18 protein-coding genes are annotated in these 17,906 nt (G+C 72.6%); 5 read left to right on the top strand and 13 right to left on the bottom strand.

All coding sequences use genetic code 11. The annotated features are described in order from the left end of the window. Positions 1 to 3: 3 nt before the first annotated feature. Entirely contained in the window at positions 4 to 816 is an 813-nt protein-coding gene (locus KV557_RS08175; RefSeq protein ID WP_218199081.1) for a nucleotidyltransferase family protein, read from the top strand. A gap of 76 nt (positions 817 to 892) precedes the next feature. On the opposite strand, the gene KV557_RS42365 is transcribed toward KV557_RS08175, so the two are convergent. From KV557_RS42365 to KV557_RS08140, 7 genes are all read right to left on the bottom strand, one after another. Beyond that, a complete protein-coding gene (locus KV557_RS42365) occupies positions 893 to 2,581 on the bottom strand; it encodes a DoxX family membrane protein (protein WP_308129805.1) in 1,689 nt (562 codons plus the stop codon). 217 nt (positions 2,582 to 2,798) lie between these two features. After that, the gene (rlmB, locus tag KV557_RS08165; RefSeq protein WP_218199080.1) at positions 2,799 to 3,788 is read right to left on the bottom strand and encodes a 23S rRNA (guanosine(2251)-2'-O)-methyltransferase RlmB; all 990 of its coding nucleotides are present in this window, start codon (positions 3,786 to 3,788) and stop codon (positions 2,799 to 2,801) included. Between the two features lie 134 nt (positions 3,789 to 3,922). Then, the gene (cysS, locus tag KV557_RS08160) at positions 3,923 to 5,317 is read right to left on the bottom strand and encodes a cysteine--tRNA ligase (protein ID WP_218199079.1); all 1,395 of its coding nucleotides are present in this window, start codon (positions 5,315 to 5,317) and stop codon (positions 3,923 to 3,925) included. Between the two features lie 69 nt (positions 5,318 to 5,386). Continuing rightward, a complete protein-coding gene (locus KV557_RS08155; protein WP_218199078.1) occupies positions 5,387 to 5,782 on the bottom strand; it encodes a PPOX class F420-dependent oxidoreductase in 396 nt (131 codons plus the stop codon). A gap of 161 nt (positions 5,783 to 5,943) precedes the next feature. Further along, positions 5,944 to 6,465: a 2-C-methyl-D-erythritol 2,4-cyclodiphosphate synthase gene (ispF, locus tag KV557_RS08150; RefSeq protein WP_218199077.1), complete on the bottom strand. Its 522-nt coding sequence runs from the start codon at positions 6,463 to 6,465 to the stop codon at positions 5,944 to 5,946. A 19-nt stretch (positions 6,466 to 6,484) separates the two neighbouring features. Continuing rightward, the gene (ispD, locus tag KV557_RS08145) at positions 6,485 to 7,240 is read right to left on the bottom strand and encodes a 2-C-methyl-D-erythritol 4-phosphate cytidylyltransferase (RefSeq protein WP_256177118.1); all 756 of its coding nucleotides are present in this window, start codon (positions 7,238 to 7,240) and stop codon (positions 6,485 to 6,487) included. A 256-nt stretch (positions 7,241 to 7,496) separates the two neighbouring features. Beyond that, positions 7,497 to 7,979, bottom strand: a complete 483-nt coding sequence (locus tag KV557_RS08140) for a CarD family transcriptional regulator (RefSeq protein WP_030244332.1) — start codon at positions 7,977 to 7,979, stop codon at positions 7,497 to 7,499. 447 nt (positions 7,980 to 8,426) lie between these two features. On the opposite strand from KV557_RS08140, the gene KV557_RS08135 reads away from it, so the two are divergent. Further along, positions 8,427 to 9,131: a DUF461 domain-containing protein gene (locus KV557_RS08135; protein ID WP_218199075.1), complete on the top strand. Its 705-nt coding sequence runs from the start codon at positions 8,427 to 8,429 to the stop codon at positions 9,129 to 9,131. 103 nt (positions 9,132 to 9,234) lie between these two features. Here KV557_RS08135 and KV557_RS08130 read toward each other — a convergent pair whose 3' ends face one another. Continuing rightward, positions 9,235 to 9,930 (bottom strand): response regulator transcription factor, encoded by a 696-nt coding sequence (locus tag KV557_RS08130; RefSeq protein ID WP_218199074.1) that lies wholly within the window; start codon positions 9,928 to 9,930, stop codon positions 9,235 to 9,237. Positions 9,931 to 9,932: 2 nt separating this feature from the next. Beyond that, a complete protein-coding gene (locus KV557_RS08125) occupies positions 9,933 to 11,339 on the bottom strand; it encodes a sensor histidine kinase (RefSeq protein ID WP_218199073.1) in 1,407 nt (468 codons plus the stop codon). Positions 11,340 to 11,644: 305 nt separating this feature from the next. On the opposite strand from KV557_RS08125, the gene phoU reads away from it, so the two are divergent. Together phoU and KV557_RS08115 are read left to right on the top strand one after the other, a co-directional pair. After that, entirely contained in the window at positions 11,645 to 12,325 is a 681-nt protein-coding gene (gene phoU / locus KV557_RS08120) for a phosphate signaling complex protein PhoU (protein WP_218199072.1), read from the top strand. A 183-nt stretch (positions 12,326 to 12,508) separates the two neighbouring features. Further along, the gene (locus KV557_RS08115) at positions 12,509 to 12,688 is read left to right on the top strand and encodes a hypothetical protein (RefSeq protein WP_218199071.1); all 180 of its coding nucleotides are present in this window, start codon (positions 12,509 to 12,511) and stop codon (positions 12,686 to 12,688) included. A 124-nt stretch (positions 12,689 to 12,812) separates the two neighbouring features. Here KV557_RS08115 and KV557_RS08110 read toward each other — a convergent pair whose 3' ends face one another. Both KV557_RS08110 and KV557_RS08105 read right to left on the bottom strand, forming a co-directional pair. Beyond that, positions 12,813 to 13,400, bottom strand: a complete 588-nt coding sequence (locus KV557_RS08110) for a lytic polysaccharide monooxygenase auxiliary activity family 9 protein (RefSeq protein WP_218199070.1) — start codon at positions 13,398 to 13,400, stop codon at positions 12,813 to 12,815. 259 nt (positions 13,401 to 13,659) lie between these two features. Next, complete coding sequence (locus tag KV557_RS08105) at positions 13,660 to 14,418, bottom strand: phosphoglyceromutase (RefSeq protein WP_218199069.1); 759 nt, start codon at positions 14,416 to 14,418, stop codon at positions 13,660 to 13,662. Positions 14,419 to 14,567: 149 nt separating this feature from the next. Between KV557_RS08105 and KV557_RS08100 the strand changes: the two genes are divergently transcribed. Beyond that, positions 14,568 to 15,911 carry an MDR family MFS transporter gene (locus tag KV557_RS08100; protein ID WP_218199068.1) on the top strand — a complete coding sequence of 448 codons (1,344 nt, stop codon included), beginning with the start codon at positions 14,568 to 14,570 and terminating at the stop codon, positions 15,909 to 15,911. 7 nt (positions 15,912 to 15,918) lie between these two features. Here KV557_RS08100 and KV557_RS08095 read toward each other — a convergent pair whose 3' ends face one another. Continuing rightward, positions 15,919 to 16,431 (bottom strand): YbjN domain-containing protein, encoded by a 513-nt coding sequence (locus KV557_RS08095; protein ID WP_218199067.1) that lies wholly within the window; start codon positions 16,429 to 16,431, stop codon positions 15,919 to 15,921. A gap of 60 nt (positions 16,432 to 16,491) precedes the next feature. Beyond that, a complete protein-coding gene (gene mshA / locus KV557_RS08090; protein WP_374106603.1) occupies positions 16,492 to 17,862 on the bottom strand; it encodes a D-inositol-3-phosphate glycosyltransferase in 1,371 nt (456 codons plus the stop codon). Between the last annotated feature and the right edge of the window lie 44 nt (positions 17,863 to 17,906).

The following is a 17,906-nucleotide window of genomic DNA, read 5'->3' as shown; positions in this document are numbered from 1 at the left end:
GGCATGACCGCTGACTCCGGCCCCACCGCCGACCTCACGTCCCCGCAGCAACCGCAGCACCTCCAGCAGCTCCACCCGCCCCGGCCGACCACGACGCCCGTCACCCAGGCCGTCATCCTGGCCGGTGGCCAGGGCTCCCGGCTGCGGCCCTACACGGACGACCGCCCGAAGCCGCTGGTCGAGATCCCGGGCACGGGCACGCCGATCCTCGGCCACCAGCTGGCCTGGCTCGCCTCCGAGGGCGTCGCCGACGTGGTGGTCTCGTGCGGGCACCTCGCCGACGTGCTGGAGGAGTGGCTGGACAAGGCGGACCTGCCGCTGCGCGTCCGCACGGTGGTCGAGGCCGAGCCGCTCGGGCGCGGCGGTGGGCTCAAGTACGCGGCCAAGGCGCTGCCCCGCCCGGACGAGCCCTGGTACGCCACCAACGGCGACATCTGGACCCGCTTCAGCCTGCGCGACATGGCCGCCTTCCACCACGAGCGGGACGCCGTCGCGACGCTCGCGCTGGCCCGGCCGCGGATCCCGTGGGGCGCGGTGGAGACCGACCAGTTCGGCAACGTGCTGGACTTCATCGAGGCGCCGCCCTCGCCGTTCCTCATCAACGCGGGGCTGTACGTGTTCAGCCCGGAGTTCGCCGAGCTGCTGCCGGACGTCGGCGACCACGAGCGCACCACCTTCCCCCAACTCGCCCGCGGCAAGCGGCTGGCGGGTTACCAGCTGCCGCAGGGCGTGTACTGGCGCGCAATCGACACCGCGAAGGACCTCACGGAGGCGGCCAAGGAGCTCGCCGCCGGCGTCGGCCGCGCCCCGCAGTAGCCACCCCGGCCGGTCGAAACAGCAGTCGGCCGGGTGCTCCCCCACGGAGCACCCGGCCGACTGCCGTTCCCATCCGTCAGGTTGACGTCGGCGCCCCCGGACGGGTCGAGTGGCCGCCGCCGGACAGATCGGCCAACGGCCCGCTGCCGAGCACCCCGCCCAGCAGGCCGGAGCCCGAACCGGAGCCACTGGGGCTCGACTTGGACGCCGTCCCCGAGCCCGCGGGGGCCGGGGTGGAGCGCTGGGCGGGCGTGGAGCCGGCCGGCGGCGCGGCGGCCGAGGGGGCCGCTCCCGGAGCCGAACTCGTCCCGTTCTCCGCCTTGGTGGAGTGCTTGCCGCTCGGCGTCGGGGTGGCCGGGCGGGAGGCGGGGGCGGAGGACGGCGGGGCGGTCGGGCTGGCCGTCGCGGAGGACGGACGGGACGCGGCGGGCGCGGGCGTGGTGGACGTGCCCTGCCCGCCCGCGGCGCCGGACGGCGAGCCGCTCGGCCAGACCGGCGTGCCGTAGTCGGAGGCCGGCCGGCCCGGCGCCTGGTGCGGCCGGGCGCTGGTGCGGACCGCCGCACCGAGCATCGAGCCGAGCAGCAGGGTCAGGCCGACGACGAGCGTGGTCACCACGGTGCCCCGCCGCAGCACCCGGCGGCGCAGGGCCCCGGGCGCGCCCGTGCCGTACCGCCGCCAGGCCTCCAGGTTGAGCCGCCCGTCCAGTGAGGCGAACGGCGCCCCCGCGATCAGCAGCGGGCTCCACGCGGCGAGGAAGATCAGGTCGGGGGTGTCGTAGACCGGCACGGCCCGCCAGCTGACGGTGAACAGCAGGGCGGCGGAGAGCAACATCGCCGCACCGGCCGCGAGCCGCTGCCAGAGGCCGAGGATGGTCAGCACCCCGACCACGATCTCGGTGAACGACACCACCAGGCCGGAGCCCACCGGGTGCGCCATGGCGAAGGCCAGCAGCGGCTCGGCGACCTTCCAGGGGTGCAGCGAGGCCAGCCAGCGCATCATCGAGCCGCGCTCGCCGCCGTCGAAGTACACCGGGTCGCAGAGCTTGCTGAACCCGGCGTAGACGGCCAGCGAGCCGAGGACGGCGCGCAGCGGCAGCAGCACCAGGCCGAGGTCGACGCGGCGGCCGGGGTACCAGGGCTGCTTGCCGTCGGCGTCGGCGGCGGAGACCTCGGGCAGCTCGCCGCTCGGGGTCCAGCCCTGCGGCGCGCCGACCGGGCCGACGCCCGCGTCGGTCGCGGAGCCGGCGCCCTCACGCGGCTGGCGGGGGACGGTCCGGGCGCCCGCGAGGGACGGGATCACCTGGGTGTCCGCCTCGGCCAGGCCGACGCCACCGCCTCCCGAGGGAGGACCGGTCAGCCGGACGGCCTCCAGGAGCCGGGTGGCCGCGAGGTCCCCGGGGGGCGCCTGGCCGGTCCAGGTGACGGCGGTGACCCGGCCCTTGCGGCGCGGCCCGCCGGCCCCGGCGGCCCCCGCCATCGCCGGGACGGCGGAGGCGGGCACGACGACCTGCGGGGTGACCAGCGGACGGCGGATCAGGCCCTGGCTCGCGTACGGGTCGCCGAACGCGGCACCGGTGGACAGCAGTCCGGCCGGGGCCTCGATCAGCGGCGCGACCGGGCCGCCGAGCCGGAGCCGGAAGCTCGCCTGGGTGCTGCTGAGGCGCGAAGGGTCCGACGGCACCTTGACGGTGTTGAGGCCGGGGCCCGCGTCTATCCCGGTGCTGCCGTCGCCGAACAGGGGGCGCCGAGGTGTTCTGGTGTCCACGCCCGTCTAACCGGGTGACGGCCGCTTAGGACACTCTCCCGAGTGGATATCCGGCGCCCACTTGAAATGATCATGAGAAAAGCGATCGGACCCGGTCGGGCCCGATCGCTTTTCACCCGGATTGCGGAGAATTCAGAAGATCTCCTGCGCCCCGGCCACTACCTGTGCTCTCGCTACCGAGCCGCTTCGGCTACCGAGCAGCTGCCGCTCCCGCGCCTCAGCGCTTGGCGCGCAGCCGCGCGGCCTCGTACAGCACGATGCCCGCCGCGACACCGGCGTTCAGCGACTCGGTCAGGCCCGACATCGGGATCCGCACCCGCATGTCGCAGGTCTCCGAGACCAGCCGGGACAGGCCCTTGCCCTCGCTGCCCGCGACGATCACCACCGGGCCGGTCAGCAGGTCCAGGTCGCCCAGCTCGGCCTCGCCGTCGGCGGCCAGGCCGACCACCATCAGACCGGCCTTCTGGTAGGCCTCCAGGGTGCGGGTCAGGTTGGTGGCGCGGGCGACGGGCAGCCGGGCCGCGGCGCCCGAGGAGGTCTTCCAGGCACCGGCGGTCATACCGGCCGCGCGGCGCTCGGGGATGACCACGCCGTGCGCGCCGAAGGCGGCGGCGGAGCGGACCACGGCACCGAGGTTGCGCGAGTCGGTGACACCGTCCAGCGCGATGATCAGCGCGTCCTGCCCGGCGTCGGAGGCATCGACCAGGAGGTCCTCGGGGTGCGCGTACTCGTACGGCGGCACCTGGAGCACCAGGCCCTGGTGGTTGAGCCCGCCGGTCATCTGGTCCAGCTGCGCGCGCGGGGCCTCCATCAGCGGGATGCCGCGGTCGTTGGCGGCCTGGAAGGCGTCGCGGACCCGGTCGTCGGTGTCGATGAACTGCATGACGTACAGCGCGTTGGCCGGCACGTCGCCCTGCAGGGCCTCGACCACCGAGTTGCGGCCGAAGACCAGCTCGGCGCTGCCCGCCCCGCCCCGGCCGCCGCGGCCGGCCCCGGCGCGGCGCATGCCGGCGCGAGCCTTGGCGTCCCGCTCGCGCTTGACCGCGGCGTTGGCGGCGCGCTGCTTCGGGTGGCCCTTGCGCGCCTCGCCGGGCGGGGTCGGGCCCTTGCCCTGGAGCGCCTTCCGGCTGTGGCCGCCGGTACCGACAGACGCGCCCTTCTTCGATCCGGGGTTGCGGCGGTTCCTGCGTGCACTGTTGCCGGCCATGGCTGTACTTCCTGTCTGTCCGGCATGCCCGGCCGCCCCGCTCTGGCGGCGGCGGCCGATGGCATGCGCTACGTCATGCGGGAGGGCCGCACCGGTCCGGTACGGCCCACCCTCACCCCGATCGTCAGATGGGGTTACTGGCTGTTGATCGTCCAGCGCGGGCCGGACGGGGTGTCCTCGATCGCCAGCCCGGCCAGGCCGAGCTGGTCGCGGATGGCATCCGCGGTGGCGAAGTCCTTGCGTTCGCGGGCGGCCTGCCGCTGGTCCAGGACCAGGCGGACCAGCGAGTCGACCACACCGTGCAGGTCGTCGCCGCGCTCCGTCCCGGCCCAGTGCGGGTCGAGCGGGTCGAGACCCAGCACTCCGAGCATCGCACGGACCTCGGCCAATCGCGCCACCGCGTTCTCCTTGTCGTCCGCGTTCAGGGCGCTGTTGCCCTGGCGGACGGCGGTGTGCACGACGGCCAGCGCCTGCGGCACACCCAGGTCGTCGTCCATCGCCTCGGCGAAGGCCGGCGGCACCTCGGGCGCCGCGTCGACCGGGCCGCAGCGCTCGACGGTGCGCTGGATGAAGCCCTCGATCCGGCCGAAGCCGGCCTCGGCCTCGCGCAGCGACTCCTCGCTGTACTCGATCATCGAGCGGTAGTGCGGGGCTGCCAGGTAGTAGCGCAGCACGATCGGCCGCCAGCGCTGGACCATCTCGGAGACCAGCACCGAGTTGCCGAGCGACTTGCTCATCTTCTCGCCGGCCATGGTGACCCAGGCGTTGTGCACCCAGAACTTGGCGAAGTCGTCGCCGTAGGCCTTGGACTGGGCGATCTCGTTCTCGTGGTGCGGGAAGATCAGGTCGAGCCCGCCGCCGTGCACGTCGAAAGCCGGGCCGAGGTACTTGTGGGCCATCGCCGAGCACTCCAGGTGCCAGCCGGGGCGGCCACGGCCCCACGGGGTGTCCCAGCTCGGCTCGCCCGGCCTGGCGGCCTTCCACATCGCGAAGTCGCGCGGGTCCCGCTTGCCGGTCTCGCCCTCGCCCTCGGGCTGGCGCAGGTCGGCCAGCTTCTGGTTGGAGAGCGCGAGATAGTCCGGGTACGACTTCACGTCGAAGTAGACGTTGCCGTCGGCCGCGTAGGCGTGCCCCTTCGCGATGAGCCCCTGCATCATCTCGATCATCTCGGGGATGTGCCCGGTGGCCCGCGGCTCGACGGTCGGCGGCAGGCAGCCGAGCGCGTCGTAACCGTCGTTGAACGCGCGCTCGTTCTCGTAGGCGATCTGCCACCACGGCGTACCGAGCTGGCGTTCCTTGGCGATGACCTTGTCGTCGATGTCGGTCACGTTCCGGGCGAACGTCACCTGGTAGCCGCGGTGGGCGAACCACCGCTGCATGATGTCGAAGTTGAGCCCGGACCGGATGTGCCCGATGTGTGGCGCCGACTGGACGGTAGCGCCGCACAGGTAGATCGAGACACAACCCGGTACAAGCGGGACGAAGTCGCGTACCTGGCGGGTGCTGGTGTCGTACAGGCGAATGCTCACAGCGTCAAGCGTAGTGGGCACGAGGGGGTGCCCCGCGACATTCCCGGGGAATGGCAGGCCCGACGACGGTCAGATGCTGCCGACCACCTTGCGCGGGGTGATTCGCACGACGACGCGGACGTCCTCCGGGCCGTCCCAGTTGTAGACCTCCTCGCCGCGGTACTTGAGCGCGAGCTCGTTGATCAGCTCACGGCCGCCCTCGGTGGTCAGACTGACCTCGCCGCGCACCTCGAAGTACTCGTACGGGCTCTCCGGAGGGTTGACCACGAGCGTGATGCGCGGGTCCTTGACCAGGTTGAGGTGCTTGCGGCGCCCCTCGACGGTGGAGAACAGGATGTCCTCGCCGTCCCGCTTGACCCAGACCACCGAGGACTGAGGGCTGCCGTCGGGCTGGATCGTGGAGACCACGGCGAAGCTCTTGCCGTCGATCAGGGCCTTGGCACGGTCGGAGAGTTGGGCGCTCATCGGGAACCTCTTCTCGTCAGCGTGGGTACGGACCCAGCGGAGGACAGTCTGCGTGGGCCCGCGCCGAACACTATCGACTCGGGCCCTCGCGAAGCCTGTTGAACACTCGTCAGCCGCGGGTTATTCCCGACCGACCGAGCGACCGACCGAGTGGTCCGGTGTCAACGCCGTTCGTACACCAGGGCGGTGGCGATCGCCGCCAGCCCCTCGGCCCGGCCGGTGAGGCCCAGGCCGTCGGTGGTGGTGCCGGAGACCGACACCGGCGCGCCGGCCGCGGCCGACAGCGCGGCCTGCGCCTCGGCCCGCCGCTTGCCGATCTTCGGGCGCACGCCGATCACCTGGACCGCGATGTTGCCGATCTCGAAGCCCTCCTCGCGCACCAGCCGGGCCGCCTCGCCGAGCAGCTTCACCCCGGACGCACCGGCCCACTCCGGGCGGTCGGTGCCGAAGTGCGCGCCCAGGTCGCCGATTCCGGCCGCCGAGAACAGCGCGTCGCACGCGGCGTGCGCGGCCACGTCGGCGTCCGAGTGCCCGGAGAGCCCGAACTCGGCGTCCGGCCACTCCAGTCCGGCCACCCAGAGCGGGCGCCCGGCCTCGAAGGCGTGCACGTCGGTGCCGACCCCGACGCGGGGGATGATCGGGCCAGTGGGCAGCGGATCGGCAGGCAGCGGATCAGTCGACATCGGATCAGCAGGCAGCGGATCAGTAGGCATCGGCGGCCCTCCGGCGGGCGAGTACGGCCTCGGCGAGCACGAGGTCCAGCGGACGGGTGACCTTGAACGCCTCCTCGTGGCCGGGCACCACGACGACCTTGCCGCCGAAGCGCTCGACCAGACCGGCGTCGTCGGTGACCGGCGGTGCGCCGGTACCGCCGGCGGCCTCCTCGGCCAGCGCCTTGGCGTGCACCTCGACGAGGGTCGCCCGGCGGAAGCCCTGCGGGGTCTGCACCGCGCGCAGGGTGGACCGGTCGGGCGTGTCGAGGACCGGCTCGGGGCGGCCCGGGTTCGGCTCGACCCGCTTCACGGTGTCGGCCAGCGGCACCGCCGGCACCACCGCCTCGGCCCCGGCCCGGACGGCGGCCGCGACGGCGTCCACCACCTCGACCGGGACGAGCGGACGGGCCGCGTCGTGCACCAGGACGATCTCCACGTCGGCCGGGATGGCGGCCAGGCCGAGCCGGACCGACTCCTGCCGGGTCGCGCCGCCGGCCACCACGCGGATGTCCTTGCCGTCCAACCCGTGGCTGTCCAGCAGGGCGACCACCTCGGCGACCCCGTCGGCCGGCGCGGCCACCACGACCAGGCCGACCGCCCGGCTGCGGGCCAGCGCCCGGACGGCGTGCACCAGGAGCGGCACGCCGCCCAGTTCCCGCAGGGCCTTCGGGGCGCCGGGCCCCAGCCGCTCACCGCGTCCGGCGGCGGGCACCACTGCTGCTGCGACTGCTGCTGACGCGTTCAGGTTTCACTCCTTCGGGGAAGTGGGTATGGCCATGGCGTGCACGACGGGCGCACGGACCCCTTCCGAAGAACCACCGGTCCCTGGCCCCCAGAGTTCCGCAGAAACGGTCTTGCAGGCCTGGACCGGCTCGGGCGGGAGGTGTCGTCCGGACACGCCTCAGCGCCCGAAGTGCCACTGCACCACTCCCGGAGGATTCCTCCAGGGAGCGGCGCGCCGGCACCGGGCGCTGTGAGCGATGGGCGGCAGCCCGACTGCACTACGAGGCGAGGACCTCGTCGAGCAGCGTCTCCGCCTTGTCCTCGTTGGTGTTCTCGGCCAGCGCAAGCTCGCTGACGAGGATCTGGCGCGCCTTGGCGAGCATCCGCTTCTCGCCGGCCGAGAGGCCGCGCTCGCGCTCGCGGCGCCAGAGGTCGCGCACAACCTCGGCGACCTTGATAACGTCACCCGAGGCGAGCTTCTCCAGGTTCGCCTTGTAGCGACGGGACCAGTTGGTCGGTTCTTCGGTGTACGGTGCGCGCAGCACCTCGAAGACCCGGTCCAGACCTTCCTGGCCGACTACATCGCGCACGCCGACGAACTCCGCGTTCTCGGCGGGCACGCGGAGCGTCAGGTCTCCCTGCTGCACCTTGAGCACCAGGTAGGTCTTGTCCACACCTTTGATCTGGCGAATTTCGATGGCCTCGATCAGCGCGGCCCCGTGATGGGGGTAGACCACCGTGTCGCCAACCTTGAACGTCATGTGACAGGACCCCTTCCGTGGCTTTCCAGAATAACACGCTTTTCGGCGCACCCGAAGGGCGTTTTCGCAGGTCAGGGCAGGTCTCGGGGCTTGACAAGGACCCCCATGACGTGCTGCGACCGGTGTTCGAGAGAGGCTTCCCGCAGGTCGGAGGCGGTTCCGGCGCCCGGCGAAACCTTGCACAGCAGTCCCGAAACCGTGATTGGATCTTGAGTTTTCACCGTTTATCGGGCCGTATCCGCATCGTTATTCGATCTTGGTCGAAGCTTGTCCTTCGCGTGGCCCGGACACGTCAGGAGTGCGGCCGGACGGACCCCCGGTCGACCCCGGGAGTGCGACACGGGGACCACCCCGTGAGGAGCGCATAAGTGAGGTCGATAATCTGAGTCCTGACCTACCGATCCGAGACCTGACCAACCGACACGTGACCTAGGAGAAGCCGCCGCCGTGAGCCGCAGCCTTCGACGCGGCAGCATCGCCGCCCTTGCCGCCCTCGCCATCGCCTCGCTGTCCTCCTGCGCGGCCGGCACCCAGCCGGACACCCTGCAGATCAAGCCGGACACCGCTGCGGCGACGCTCGGCACGAACGTCCGACTGAACAACATCGTCGTCGTCACCGGAACCGACACCTCGGGCGACAGCACCGGCCCGGCCAACGTGACGGTGAACATCGCCAACACCGGGGCCGACGCGGTCGAGCTGCAGTCCATCGCCGTCGGCAGCGGCGGCACCGCCACCTTCGCCGACGCCGCGGGCGCCCCGCTCAGCAGCATCGTCGTCCCGGCCGGCAGCGCCGTGCTGATCGGCGGCGACGGCAACCCGTCCGCCAAGATCGCCTCCGTGGGCGTCAAGGTCGGCGGCGTCGTGCCGACCACCTTTTCCTTCAAGGACGGCCAGAAGGTCGACGTGCAGGCCGGCGTGAGCCCGGACAAGGGCCTGTTCAAGGGCTTCGGCCCGACCCCGACCCCGATCGCCGTGCCCACCAAGAGCGCCTCCCCGGCGGCCACCACCCCGGGCGCCACCACCCCGGCGGCGGGCGCCACCGGTGCCGCCACCCCGGCGGGCACCACCGCCCCGGCGACCCCGGTTGCCGGCGCCACCGGTGCCGCCACGCCGTCCGGTGCGGCCACGCCGTCCGCCGGCACCCACTGACGCACCACAGAGCGTCTGCCGGGCCCGCCAGGCCCGGCAGGCGCAACCGCGAAGGCCCCCTTCGGCAACTGCCGGAGGGGGCCTTCCGCGTGTCCTTCGCGGTTTACGGCTCGAACTTGTAGCCCAGGCCGCGGACCGTGACCAGGTAGCGCGGGGCGCCCGGGTCCGGCTCGATCTTCGCGCGCAGGCGCTTCACGTGGACGTCCAGGGTCTTGGTGTCACCGACGTAGTCCGCGCCCCAGACCCGGTCGATCAGCTGCATCCGGGTGAGCACCCGGCCCGCGTTGCGCAGCAGCATCTCCAGCAGGTCGAACTCCTTCAGCGGCAGGTCGACCTTGGCGCCGTCCACCGTCACCACGTGCCGGTCCACGTCCATCCGGACCGGGCCGGCCTCCAGGGCGCCCGGGCCGCCGCCGTTGTCGCCGGCGCCGCCGTCCTCGCCGCGGCGCCGCAGCACCGCGCGGATCCGGGCGACCAGCTCACGGGTGGAGTAGGGCTTGGTGACGTAGTCGTCCGCGCCTATCTCCAGACCGACGACCTTGTCGATCTCGCTGTCCTTGGCGGTCACCATGATCACCGGGACGCTGGAGCGCACCCGGAGCTGGCGGCAGACCTCGGTGCCCGGCAGGCCCGGCAGCATCAGGTCGAGCAGGACGAGGTCGGCACCGTTGCGTTCGAACTGCTCCAGCGCGTCGGGGCCGGTGGCGGCCACGGCCACCTCGAAGCCCTCCTTGCGGAGCATGTACGAGAGGGCGTCGCTGAACGACTCCTCGTCCTCGACCACCAGTACTCGGGTCACGATCAGGCCTCCGGGGCAAGCTGGGTTGTCTTTGACAGGGGTGCTTCCCGCTCCCCGGCGGGGAGCGACCGGTCCGTACGGTCCGTACGGTCCGTACGGTCCGTGATGTGGGTTCGGGGTGCTGTGGCGGGCTCAGCGGCGTCGACGTCGGGCTCGTCGATGTCCGGCTCGTCGACGTCGGGCTCGTCGTCGGCGGGTGCCTGTCCGGCGGGCAGGCGGACGGTGAAGGTCGAGCCCTGGCCCTCGACGCTCCACACCGAGACGGTGCCGCCGTGCGAGGCGGCCACGTGCTTGACGATGGAGAGGCCGAGGCCGGTTCCGCCGGTGGCCCGGGAGCGGGCCGGGTCGACGCGGTAGAAGCGCTCGAAGACCCGCTCGCGGTCCTTCTCGGAGATGCCGATGCCCTGGTCGGTGACCGAGATCTCGATCAGCTCGCCGTCCGCCTCCCCGAGCGCGGCGGCGCTGGAGATCCGGCGGGTGGCGATCGCCACCCGGGTGCGGGGCGGGCTGTAGTTCACGGCGTTCTCGACCAGGTTGCCGAGCGCGGCGGCGAGCTGGCCGCGGTTGCCGTGCAGATAGAGGCCGGCGATGCCGCCGGCGGCGATCAGGATCTGCTTGGCGGCGGCCTGCTGGCGGCAGCGGTCGATCGCCTCGGCGATCAGCTCGTCCACCGCGACCGGCTCCGGGTCGACCATCAGCCGGTCGTCCTGGACCCGGGAGAGGTCGATGATCTCCTGGACCAGGCTGGCCAGCCTGGTCGCCTCGATCTGCATCCGGCCGGCGAAGCGCTGGACCGCCTCCGGGTCGTCGGCCGCGTCCGCGACCGCCTCCGAGAGCAGCGACAGGGCGCCGACCGGGGTCTTGAGCTCGTGGCTGACGTTGGCCACGAAGTCCCGGCGGACGGCCTCCACCCGGCGGCGCTCGGTCTGGTCCTCGACCAGCACCAGGACCAGCCGGGAGCCCAGCGGGGCGACCCGGACCGAGACCGCGAGCGGCTCGGCCGCGCGGGCCGCGCCGGGGCGCGGCACATCCAGCTCGACCTGGCGGATCTCGCCGTCCCGGCGGGTGGCGCGGGCCAGCGCGAGCATCTGGTCGACGGCGACCGCGCCGCCGCGCACCAGGCCCATCGCGTAGGCCGCCGAGCTGGCCTTGACGACCTCGTCGGCCTCGCCGAGCACGATCGCGCAGGAGCGCAGCACGGAGAGCACGGTGTCGACCCCCGGCGGCAGCGGGGGTTCCTGGGCGACTGCGCCCAGATTCTGGTGCCGTCCGTAGTTCCTGCCGTTGGTGCCGCTGTACCTGCCCTTGGCCTGCTCGCGCTCACTCCAGCGGAAGGCGATGGAGGCCGTGAGGCCGACGCCGAGCCCGGCTATGGCGCAGGCAGCGGCGGCGGCCACGTTCACGTCCATGTGGCCAGCGTAAGCGCATGGCCTGGGCCTTCCCCAAGGGTCGGATGAAGGCATCGGCCTGGCGTTGCCGAGAATTCACCTTCACGTAGCTGCCGATTCACCGCACGGGTCGTGCGTGGTCGCCCTGGCGACGGAAAGTTGGCCACGCAGCCCGTGTGGGAGTGGGCGGCGTGCCGAACCCGCAGCCGCCGCCCCGGGGTGCGCGTACCATTCGCGCACCAGCAGCGGTCATACGTACGACGTGCAGACGGTCGGACGGGATGACCGGTCGGCACCGCCACCGACACAGCTACTGAGGAGAGAGCATGCGCGACGCGTACCACGAGGAACTCGATGCGATCGGCGACAGCCTGATCGAGATGGCCCGGCTGGTCGGCTCGGCCCTGGGCCGGGCGACCACCGCACTCCTCGACGCGGACCTGGCGCTGGCGGAGAGCGTGATCGCCGCCGACGAGAAGATCAACGACCTCCACCACGAGCTGGAGAACCGCGCGATCGACCTGCTCGCCCGCCAGCAGCCGGTCGCCACCGACCTGCGCATCGTCGTCACCTCGCTGCGGATGAGCTCCGACCTGGAGCGCTGCGGCGACCTCGCCCGGCACGTCGCCAAGGTCGCCCGGATGCGCTACCCCGAGTCGGCGGTGCCGAGCGACCTGCAGTCCACCGTGCTGGAGATGGGCCAGCTCGCCCAGCGCCTGGTGGCCAAGGCCGGCCTGGTGATCGCCACCAAGGACGTCGACAAGGCCCTGGAGATGGAGCAGGACGACGACGCCATCGACACGCTCCACCGCGAGCTGCTGTCGCACCTGATCGACGACCGCTGGGACCACGGCATCGAGACCGCCGTCGACATCACCCTGGTCGGCCGCTACTACGAGCGCTTCGCGGACCACGCCGTGTCGGTCGCCAAGCGCGTCGTGTACCTGGTGACGGGTGAGCACGTCGCGGACTTCATCGCCTCCTCGGAGGCCGCGGCCGCGGAGTGAGCCTCCGTGACCCGGCGCTGCGCTCACCCCGAAGGGTGAGTAAACCTCGGACGAGGGTGGTGCGGGCGCACGGTTCTCCGAACGTCCCACCACTGCACGCCTGTTGACGCTCCCTCCGAACGGCAGGTTCACTCGAAGCTGTAGGCACCGGAAGTGTGCCCGTCACAAGGAGGGTTCAGCACGATGAAGGCCAACCCGACCCGACCGGCGCCGGCACACGACACCGTCGAGCCGCCCACCCCGAAGCTGCTGCCCGTCCTCGCGGCCGGGTGCGGCTGCGGCCCGGGCTGCGGCTGCGGCTGCCAGTCCGGCGCGCCCTGCCAGTGTGGCGGCGCGGACGGCGGCTGCTGCGGCGGCCACTGAGGCATCGCCGTGGTGCCCGGCCGCTCGTGACGGCGGCCGGGCACCACGGTTCTCGGAACTTTCAGTCCTGTCAGAACTGTCCGAACTGTCCGAGCCGCCAGTACTGCCAGATCTGTCCGAGCTGTCAGAACTGGACGTCGGTGCAGGAGTAGAAGGCGTTGCCGGTGTCCGCGATCTCCCAGACCGACACGACCACCTGGTGGCCGGTGCGCCCGCTCGGCAGGGTCGCGGTGTGGCTGACCGTGCTGGGCACCTGGGAGCCGTCGTAGGGGACGGTCAGGAACGGCGTCAGGTCCAGATCGGCCCGGGTGACCGGGCGGCTCGGGTCGTAGCCCTGCTTGGTCAGGTAGTACGTGAAGCCCGTGGTCGCGTGCCGCGCGGTGAACGTCCACGTGAACGTGAGGTCCTGCCCGGCCGCCACCGGCGTGGTGGGCCAGGTGCCGCCGCGCGGGTCGTCCAGCTCGGCGAAGCGCCCGTTGCCGCCGGCGCAGATGGTGCCGTCGGCCGGACCGCCGCCCGGGAAGCCCTTCGGCCCCTCGACGCTCTGCGGCTCCCACTGGATCTCGCCGCAGTCCTGGACCGCGCCGGCGCCGCAGAGCGCGGCCCGGCTGGGGGGCGTCGAGATGTAGCCGTGGGACTGCGCCGGCAGCGCGAAGGTGAGCGGGATCGCCAGCGCGGCGACGGCCGCCCCGACGAGATGACGTTTGCGCATGGTGCTCCTCCGTGGGGGTGGATGGAGTGCGCCGGGCGCAGACGCGCGCGTGGGGGTGCGCGGCCGGACCGGGGTCCTTGGCATGCCTGCGCCAGCCCGATGCCCACACCGTAGGAGCGCCCACCCATGCCCGTCAATGGTCTGAACCACTTTCGGGGCGCCGAACTCCCTTGCCGAGCAGGCCGGTTGGGCGGTTACTGAACAGCAGAAGGCCCCGCCGCCCGGCGAGCCGGGCGACGGGGCCTACGTGCGTTCGGGCTTACTTCTTGCCCTGATTCTTGACCGCCTCGATGGCGGCGGCGGCGGCCTCCGCGTCGAGGTAGCGGCCACCCTTGGCGACGGGCTTGAAGTCGGCGTCGAGCTCGTACACCAGCGGGATGCCGGTCGGGATGTTCAGGCCGGCGATGTCCGCGTCGGAGATGCCGTCGAGGTGCTTGACCAGCGCGCGCAGGCTGTTGCCGTGGGCGGTGACCAGGACGGTCTTGCCGGAGGCCAGGTCCGGGACGATCGCGTCGTACCAGTACGGGAGCATCCGGTCGACGACGTCCTTCAGGCACTCGGTGCGCGGACGCAGCTCGCTCGGGATGTCGGCATAGCGGGCGTCGCCGGCCTGCGAGTACTCGGCGTCGTCGGCCAGCACCGGCGGCGGGGTGTCGTAGGAGCGGCGCCAGAGCTGGAACTGCTCCTCGCCGAACTCGGCCAGGGTCTGGGCCTTGTCCTTGCCCTGGAGCGCGCCGTAGTGCCGCTCGTTCAGACGCCAGCTGCGGCTGACCGGGATCCAGTGGCGGTCGGCCTTGTCCAGGGCGATCTGCGAGGTGCGGATCGCGCGGCGCAGCAGCGAGGTGTGCACCACGTCGGGCAGCAGACCCTCGGCGGCCAGGAGCTCGCCACCGCGGGCGGCCTCCTTCTCGCCCTTCTCGTTGAGGTCGACGTCGACCCAACCGGTGAACAGGTTCTTCTGGTTCCACTGGCTCTCGCCGTGGCGGAGGAGGATGAGTCGGTACGTCGTGTCAGCCATGGCGCCCAGCTTAGTGGAGCCCGGAAAACCGCTGGTGGGGACCTTCCACCGTGTGTAATGTGTGCCACGCGCAATTGCCACTTACACCTGTCGGCTGAGCGGACCTGCCCTTGCCGCTCGGCGGACGCCTGCCCTCGGGAGCCCCCCACATGCTCTTCCACGTGCTCGCCAACCCCCGGTTCCGAAGAATGTTGCGGGAGACGATGGGCGGGCTGCCACGGCAGTTCTGGTGGCTCTGGACCTCGACGCTGATCAACCGGCTCGGCGCATTTGTGGTCACGTTTTTGGCCCTGTACCTGACCAGTGATCGCGGCTACTCGGCGTCCTACGCGGGCCTGGTGGCCTCGCTGTTCGGCCTCGGCTCCGCGATCGCGGCCCTCGGCGCCGGGGTGCTGACCGACCGGATCGGGCGCCGCCCGACCCTGGTCGCGGCCCAGCTCGGCACCGCGCTGTTCACCGCCGTACTCGGCTTCACGGACGGCCAGGTGGCGATCGCGGTGGTGGCCTTCCTGGTCGGCCTCTGCAACAACGCCTCCCGGCCGGCCACCTCGGCGATCATCGCCGACCTCGTCCCGGCCGAGGACCGGGTCCGCGCCTACGCGCTGAACTACTGGGCGATCAACATCGGCTTCGGCCTCTCCGCCGCCGCGGCCGGTCTGATCGCCACCCACGGTTACCTCACGCTCTTCCTGCTGGACGCGCTCACCACGCTGGTCTGTGCGGTGGTGATCTTCATCCGGATCCCGGAGACGAAGCCGGAGGCCGATGCGTCGGGTTCGGGTTCGGCCGCGGGTTCGGGTTCGGGTTCGGCCGCAGCGAAGGAGCCGGCCATCGGCCTCGGCGCGGTGTTCCGGGACGGCCGGTTCATGGTGGTCGTCGCGCTCAACCTGCTGCTCGCCCTGGTCTTCCAGCAGGGCAGCACCACCCTGGCCGTCGACATGGGCGGCGCGGGCATCACGACCACCGAGTACGGGCTGGTCATCGGCCTGAACGGAGTGCTGATCGTGGTGCTGCAGATCCCGCTCACCCGGTGGATGGAGGGCCGCTCCCGGACCGGCCTGCTGATCGCCAGCTGTCTGTTCGCGGGCTGGGGCTTCGGGCTGGCGTCGCTGGCCGGGTCGTCCGCCTGGATCTTCGCCGGCTCGGTGGCGGTCTGGACGATCGGCGAGATCCTCAACGCGCCGACCATGATGAGCCTGGTCGCCGAGCTGGCGCCGACCCACGCGCGCGGGCGGTACCAGGGCGTCTACTCGCTCTCCTGGTCGCTCGCCTCGTTCCTCGGCCCGGCGGCCGGCGGTGTGCTGCTGGAGCATGCCGGCCCCTCGGTGTTGTGGGGCGCATGCGCGGTCTGCGGCAGCGTCGCGGCGCTCGGACACGTGGTGCTCGGCCGGCGGACGCGTGCGGCGGCAGCGGTGGTGCCGGAGGTGTCAGAGGTGCAGGAGGTGCGGCCGTCGGAGCCCGCCGGGGCCGCGAAGGCTCCGGCGGGCTCCTGAGGTCCGGCTACTCGGCCGCCGGGGCGGCCAGGTGGGAGAAGGCGGCCAGGTTGCGGGTGGACTCTCCGCGCTTGGTCCGCCACTCCCACTCGCGCCGGATCGCCGAGGCGAAGCCCAGCTCCAGCAGCGTGTTGAAGGGCTCGTCGGCGTTCGCCAGCACCGTCCCGAGCAACCGGTCCACCGCGTCCGCGGTCAGCGCCGCCAGCGGCAGGCGACCGGCCAGGTAGACGTCACCGAGCGGGTCGATCGCGTAGGCGACGCCGTAGAGCCGGGTGTTGCGCTCCAGCAGCCAGCGGTAGACGGCCTCGTGGTTCTCGTCCGGGCGGCGGATCACGAAGGCGTTCACCGAGAGGGTGTGGTCGCCGACCCGCAGGGCGCAGGCGGTGCTCAGCTTGCGGGTGCCCGGGAGCGTCGCCACCAGCGTGTACGGGTCGGTGGCGGCCGGCTCCCAGGCCACCCCGGCGTCGTCCAGGGCGGTGCGCAGGAGGGTCAGGGCCTCGTCCTTGGTGCGGGTTGCCATGGGGGTGACGTTACTCGGCGGTACCGGTGCGCGCAGCAGGCGGTGTCGGGCCGGGCGGTGTCAGGCCAGGCGCCGCCGGGCCGCGGCCAGCCGCCCCGCCGGGCGGGCCAGACTGCCGGCGTACACCTCGACGGTGGTCGCCGCCGCGGTCTCCCAGCCGAAGCCGGCCGCGTGCCGGGCCGCCGCCGCACCCTGCCGGGCGACCAGGCCCGGGTCGGTGACGTACGGCTCCAGCGCGTGCGACCAGTCCCGCGGGTCGTGCCCGCGGACCAGCGTGCCGGTCACGCCGTCCCGCACCGCAACCGGCAGCCCGCCGACCGCGGCGGCCACCACCGGGGTGCCGCAGGCCTGCGCCTCCAGGGCGACCAGCCCGAAGGACTCGCTGTACGAAGGCATCACCAGGGCCGTCGCGGCCTGGTACCAGTCGGCGAGCTGCGCCTGCCCGACCGGCGGGTGGAACCGGACCACGTCGCAGATGCCCAGCTGGGCGGCGAGCTTGTGCAGGCTCTCCGGCCGGGAGAGCCCGGTGCCGGACGGCCCGCCGACCACCGGGACGACCAGCCGCTCGCGCAGGCCGGGGCGACGGTCCAGCAGCTCGGCGACGGCGCGCAGCAGCACGTCGGGCGCCTTCAGCGGCTGTATTCGGCCGGCGAAGAGCAGTACGGCGGCGTCCTGCGGCAGCCCCAGCCGGGTACGGGCCGCCGCCCGCACGTCCGGCCGGCCCGGGCGGAAGACGTCCAGGTTGACGCCGGGGTGGACGACGGCGAGCTGGTCCGGCCGGGCGGCGTAGTGCAGCGCCAGCTCGGCGGCCTCCTCGGTGGTGTTCGCGATCAGCCGGTCGGCGGCCTCGACCACCTGGGTCTCGCCGATCACCCGGGCCGCGGGCTCGGGTGTGTCGCCCTCGGCCAGCGCGGCGTTCTTCACCTTCGCCATGGTGTGCATGGTGTGCACCAGCGGCACACCCCAGCGCTGCGCGGCCAGCCAGCCGACCTGCCCGGAGAGCCAGTAGTGCGAGTGCACCAGGTCGTAGTGGCCGGGGCGGTGGCCCGCCTCGGTCCGCAGCACGCCGTGGGTGAAGGCGCACAGCTGGGCCGGCAGGTCCTCCTTGATCAGGCCCTCGTACGGCCCGGCGGTGACGTGCCGCACCAGCACGCCCGGGGCCAGCTCGACGGTGGGGGCGTCGTCCGAGCAGGTCGCCCGGGTGAACACCTCGACCTCGACGTCGAGCGCGGCGAGGCGCTTGGCCAGCTCCACGATGTAGACGTTCATCCCGCCCGCATCCCCGGTGCCGGGCTGGTGCAGCGGCGAGGTGTGGACGCTGATCATGGCTATCCGGCGCGGGCGGCGGCGGCCCGTGACGAGCGACTGGAACCGGCCGCGCCCGGGCGCGGCCGACTGGGCACGGCGTACCGAACGGACGGGGTGCTGGATCACCTGGCTGAAGCCTCCTCGTGTGCGGCCCGTCTCCCGGCGGC

It is taken from the genome of Kitasatospora aureofaciens, assembly GCF_019192735.1.
Lineage (GTDB): Bacteria > Actinomycetota > Actinomycetes > Streptomycetales > Streptomycetaceae > Kitasatospora > Kitasatospora aureofaciens_A.
This window is presented reverse-complemented; position numbering and strand designations above follow the sequence as displayed.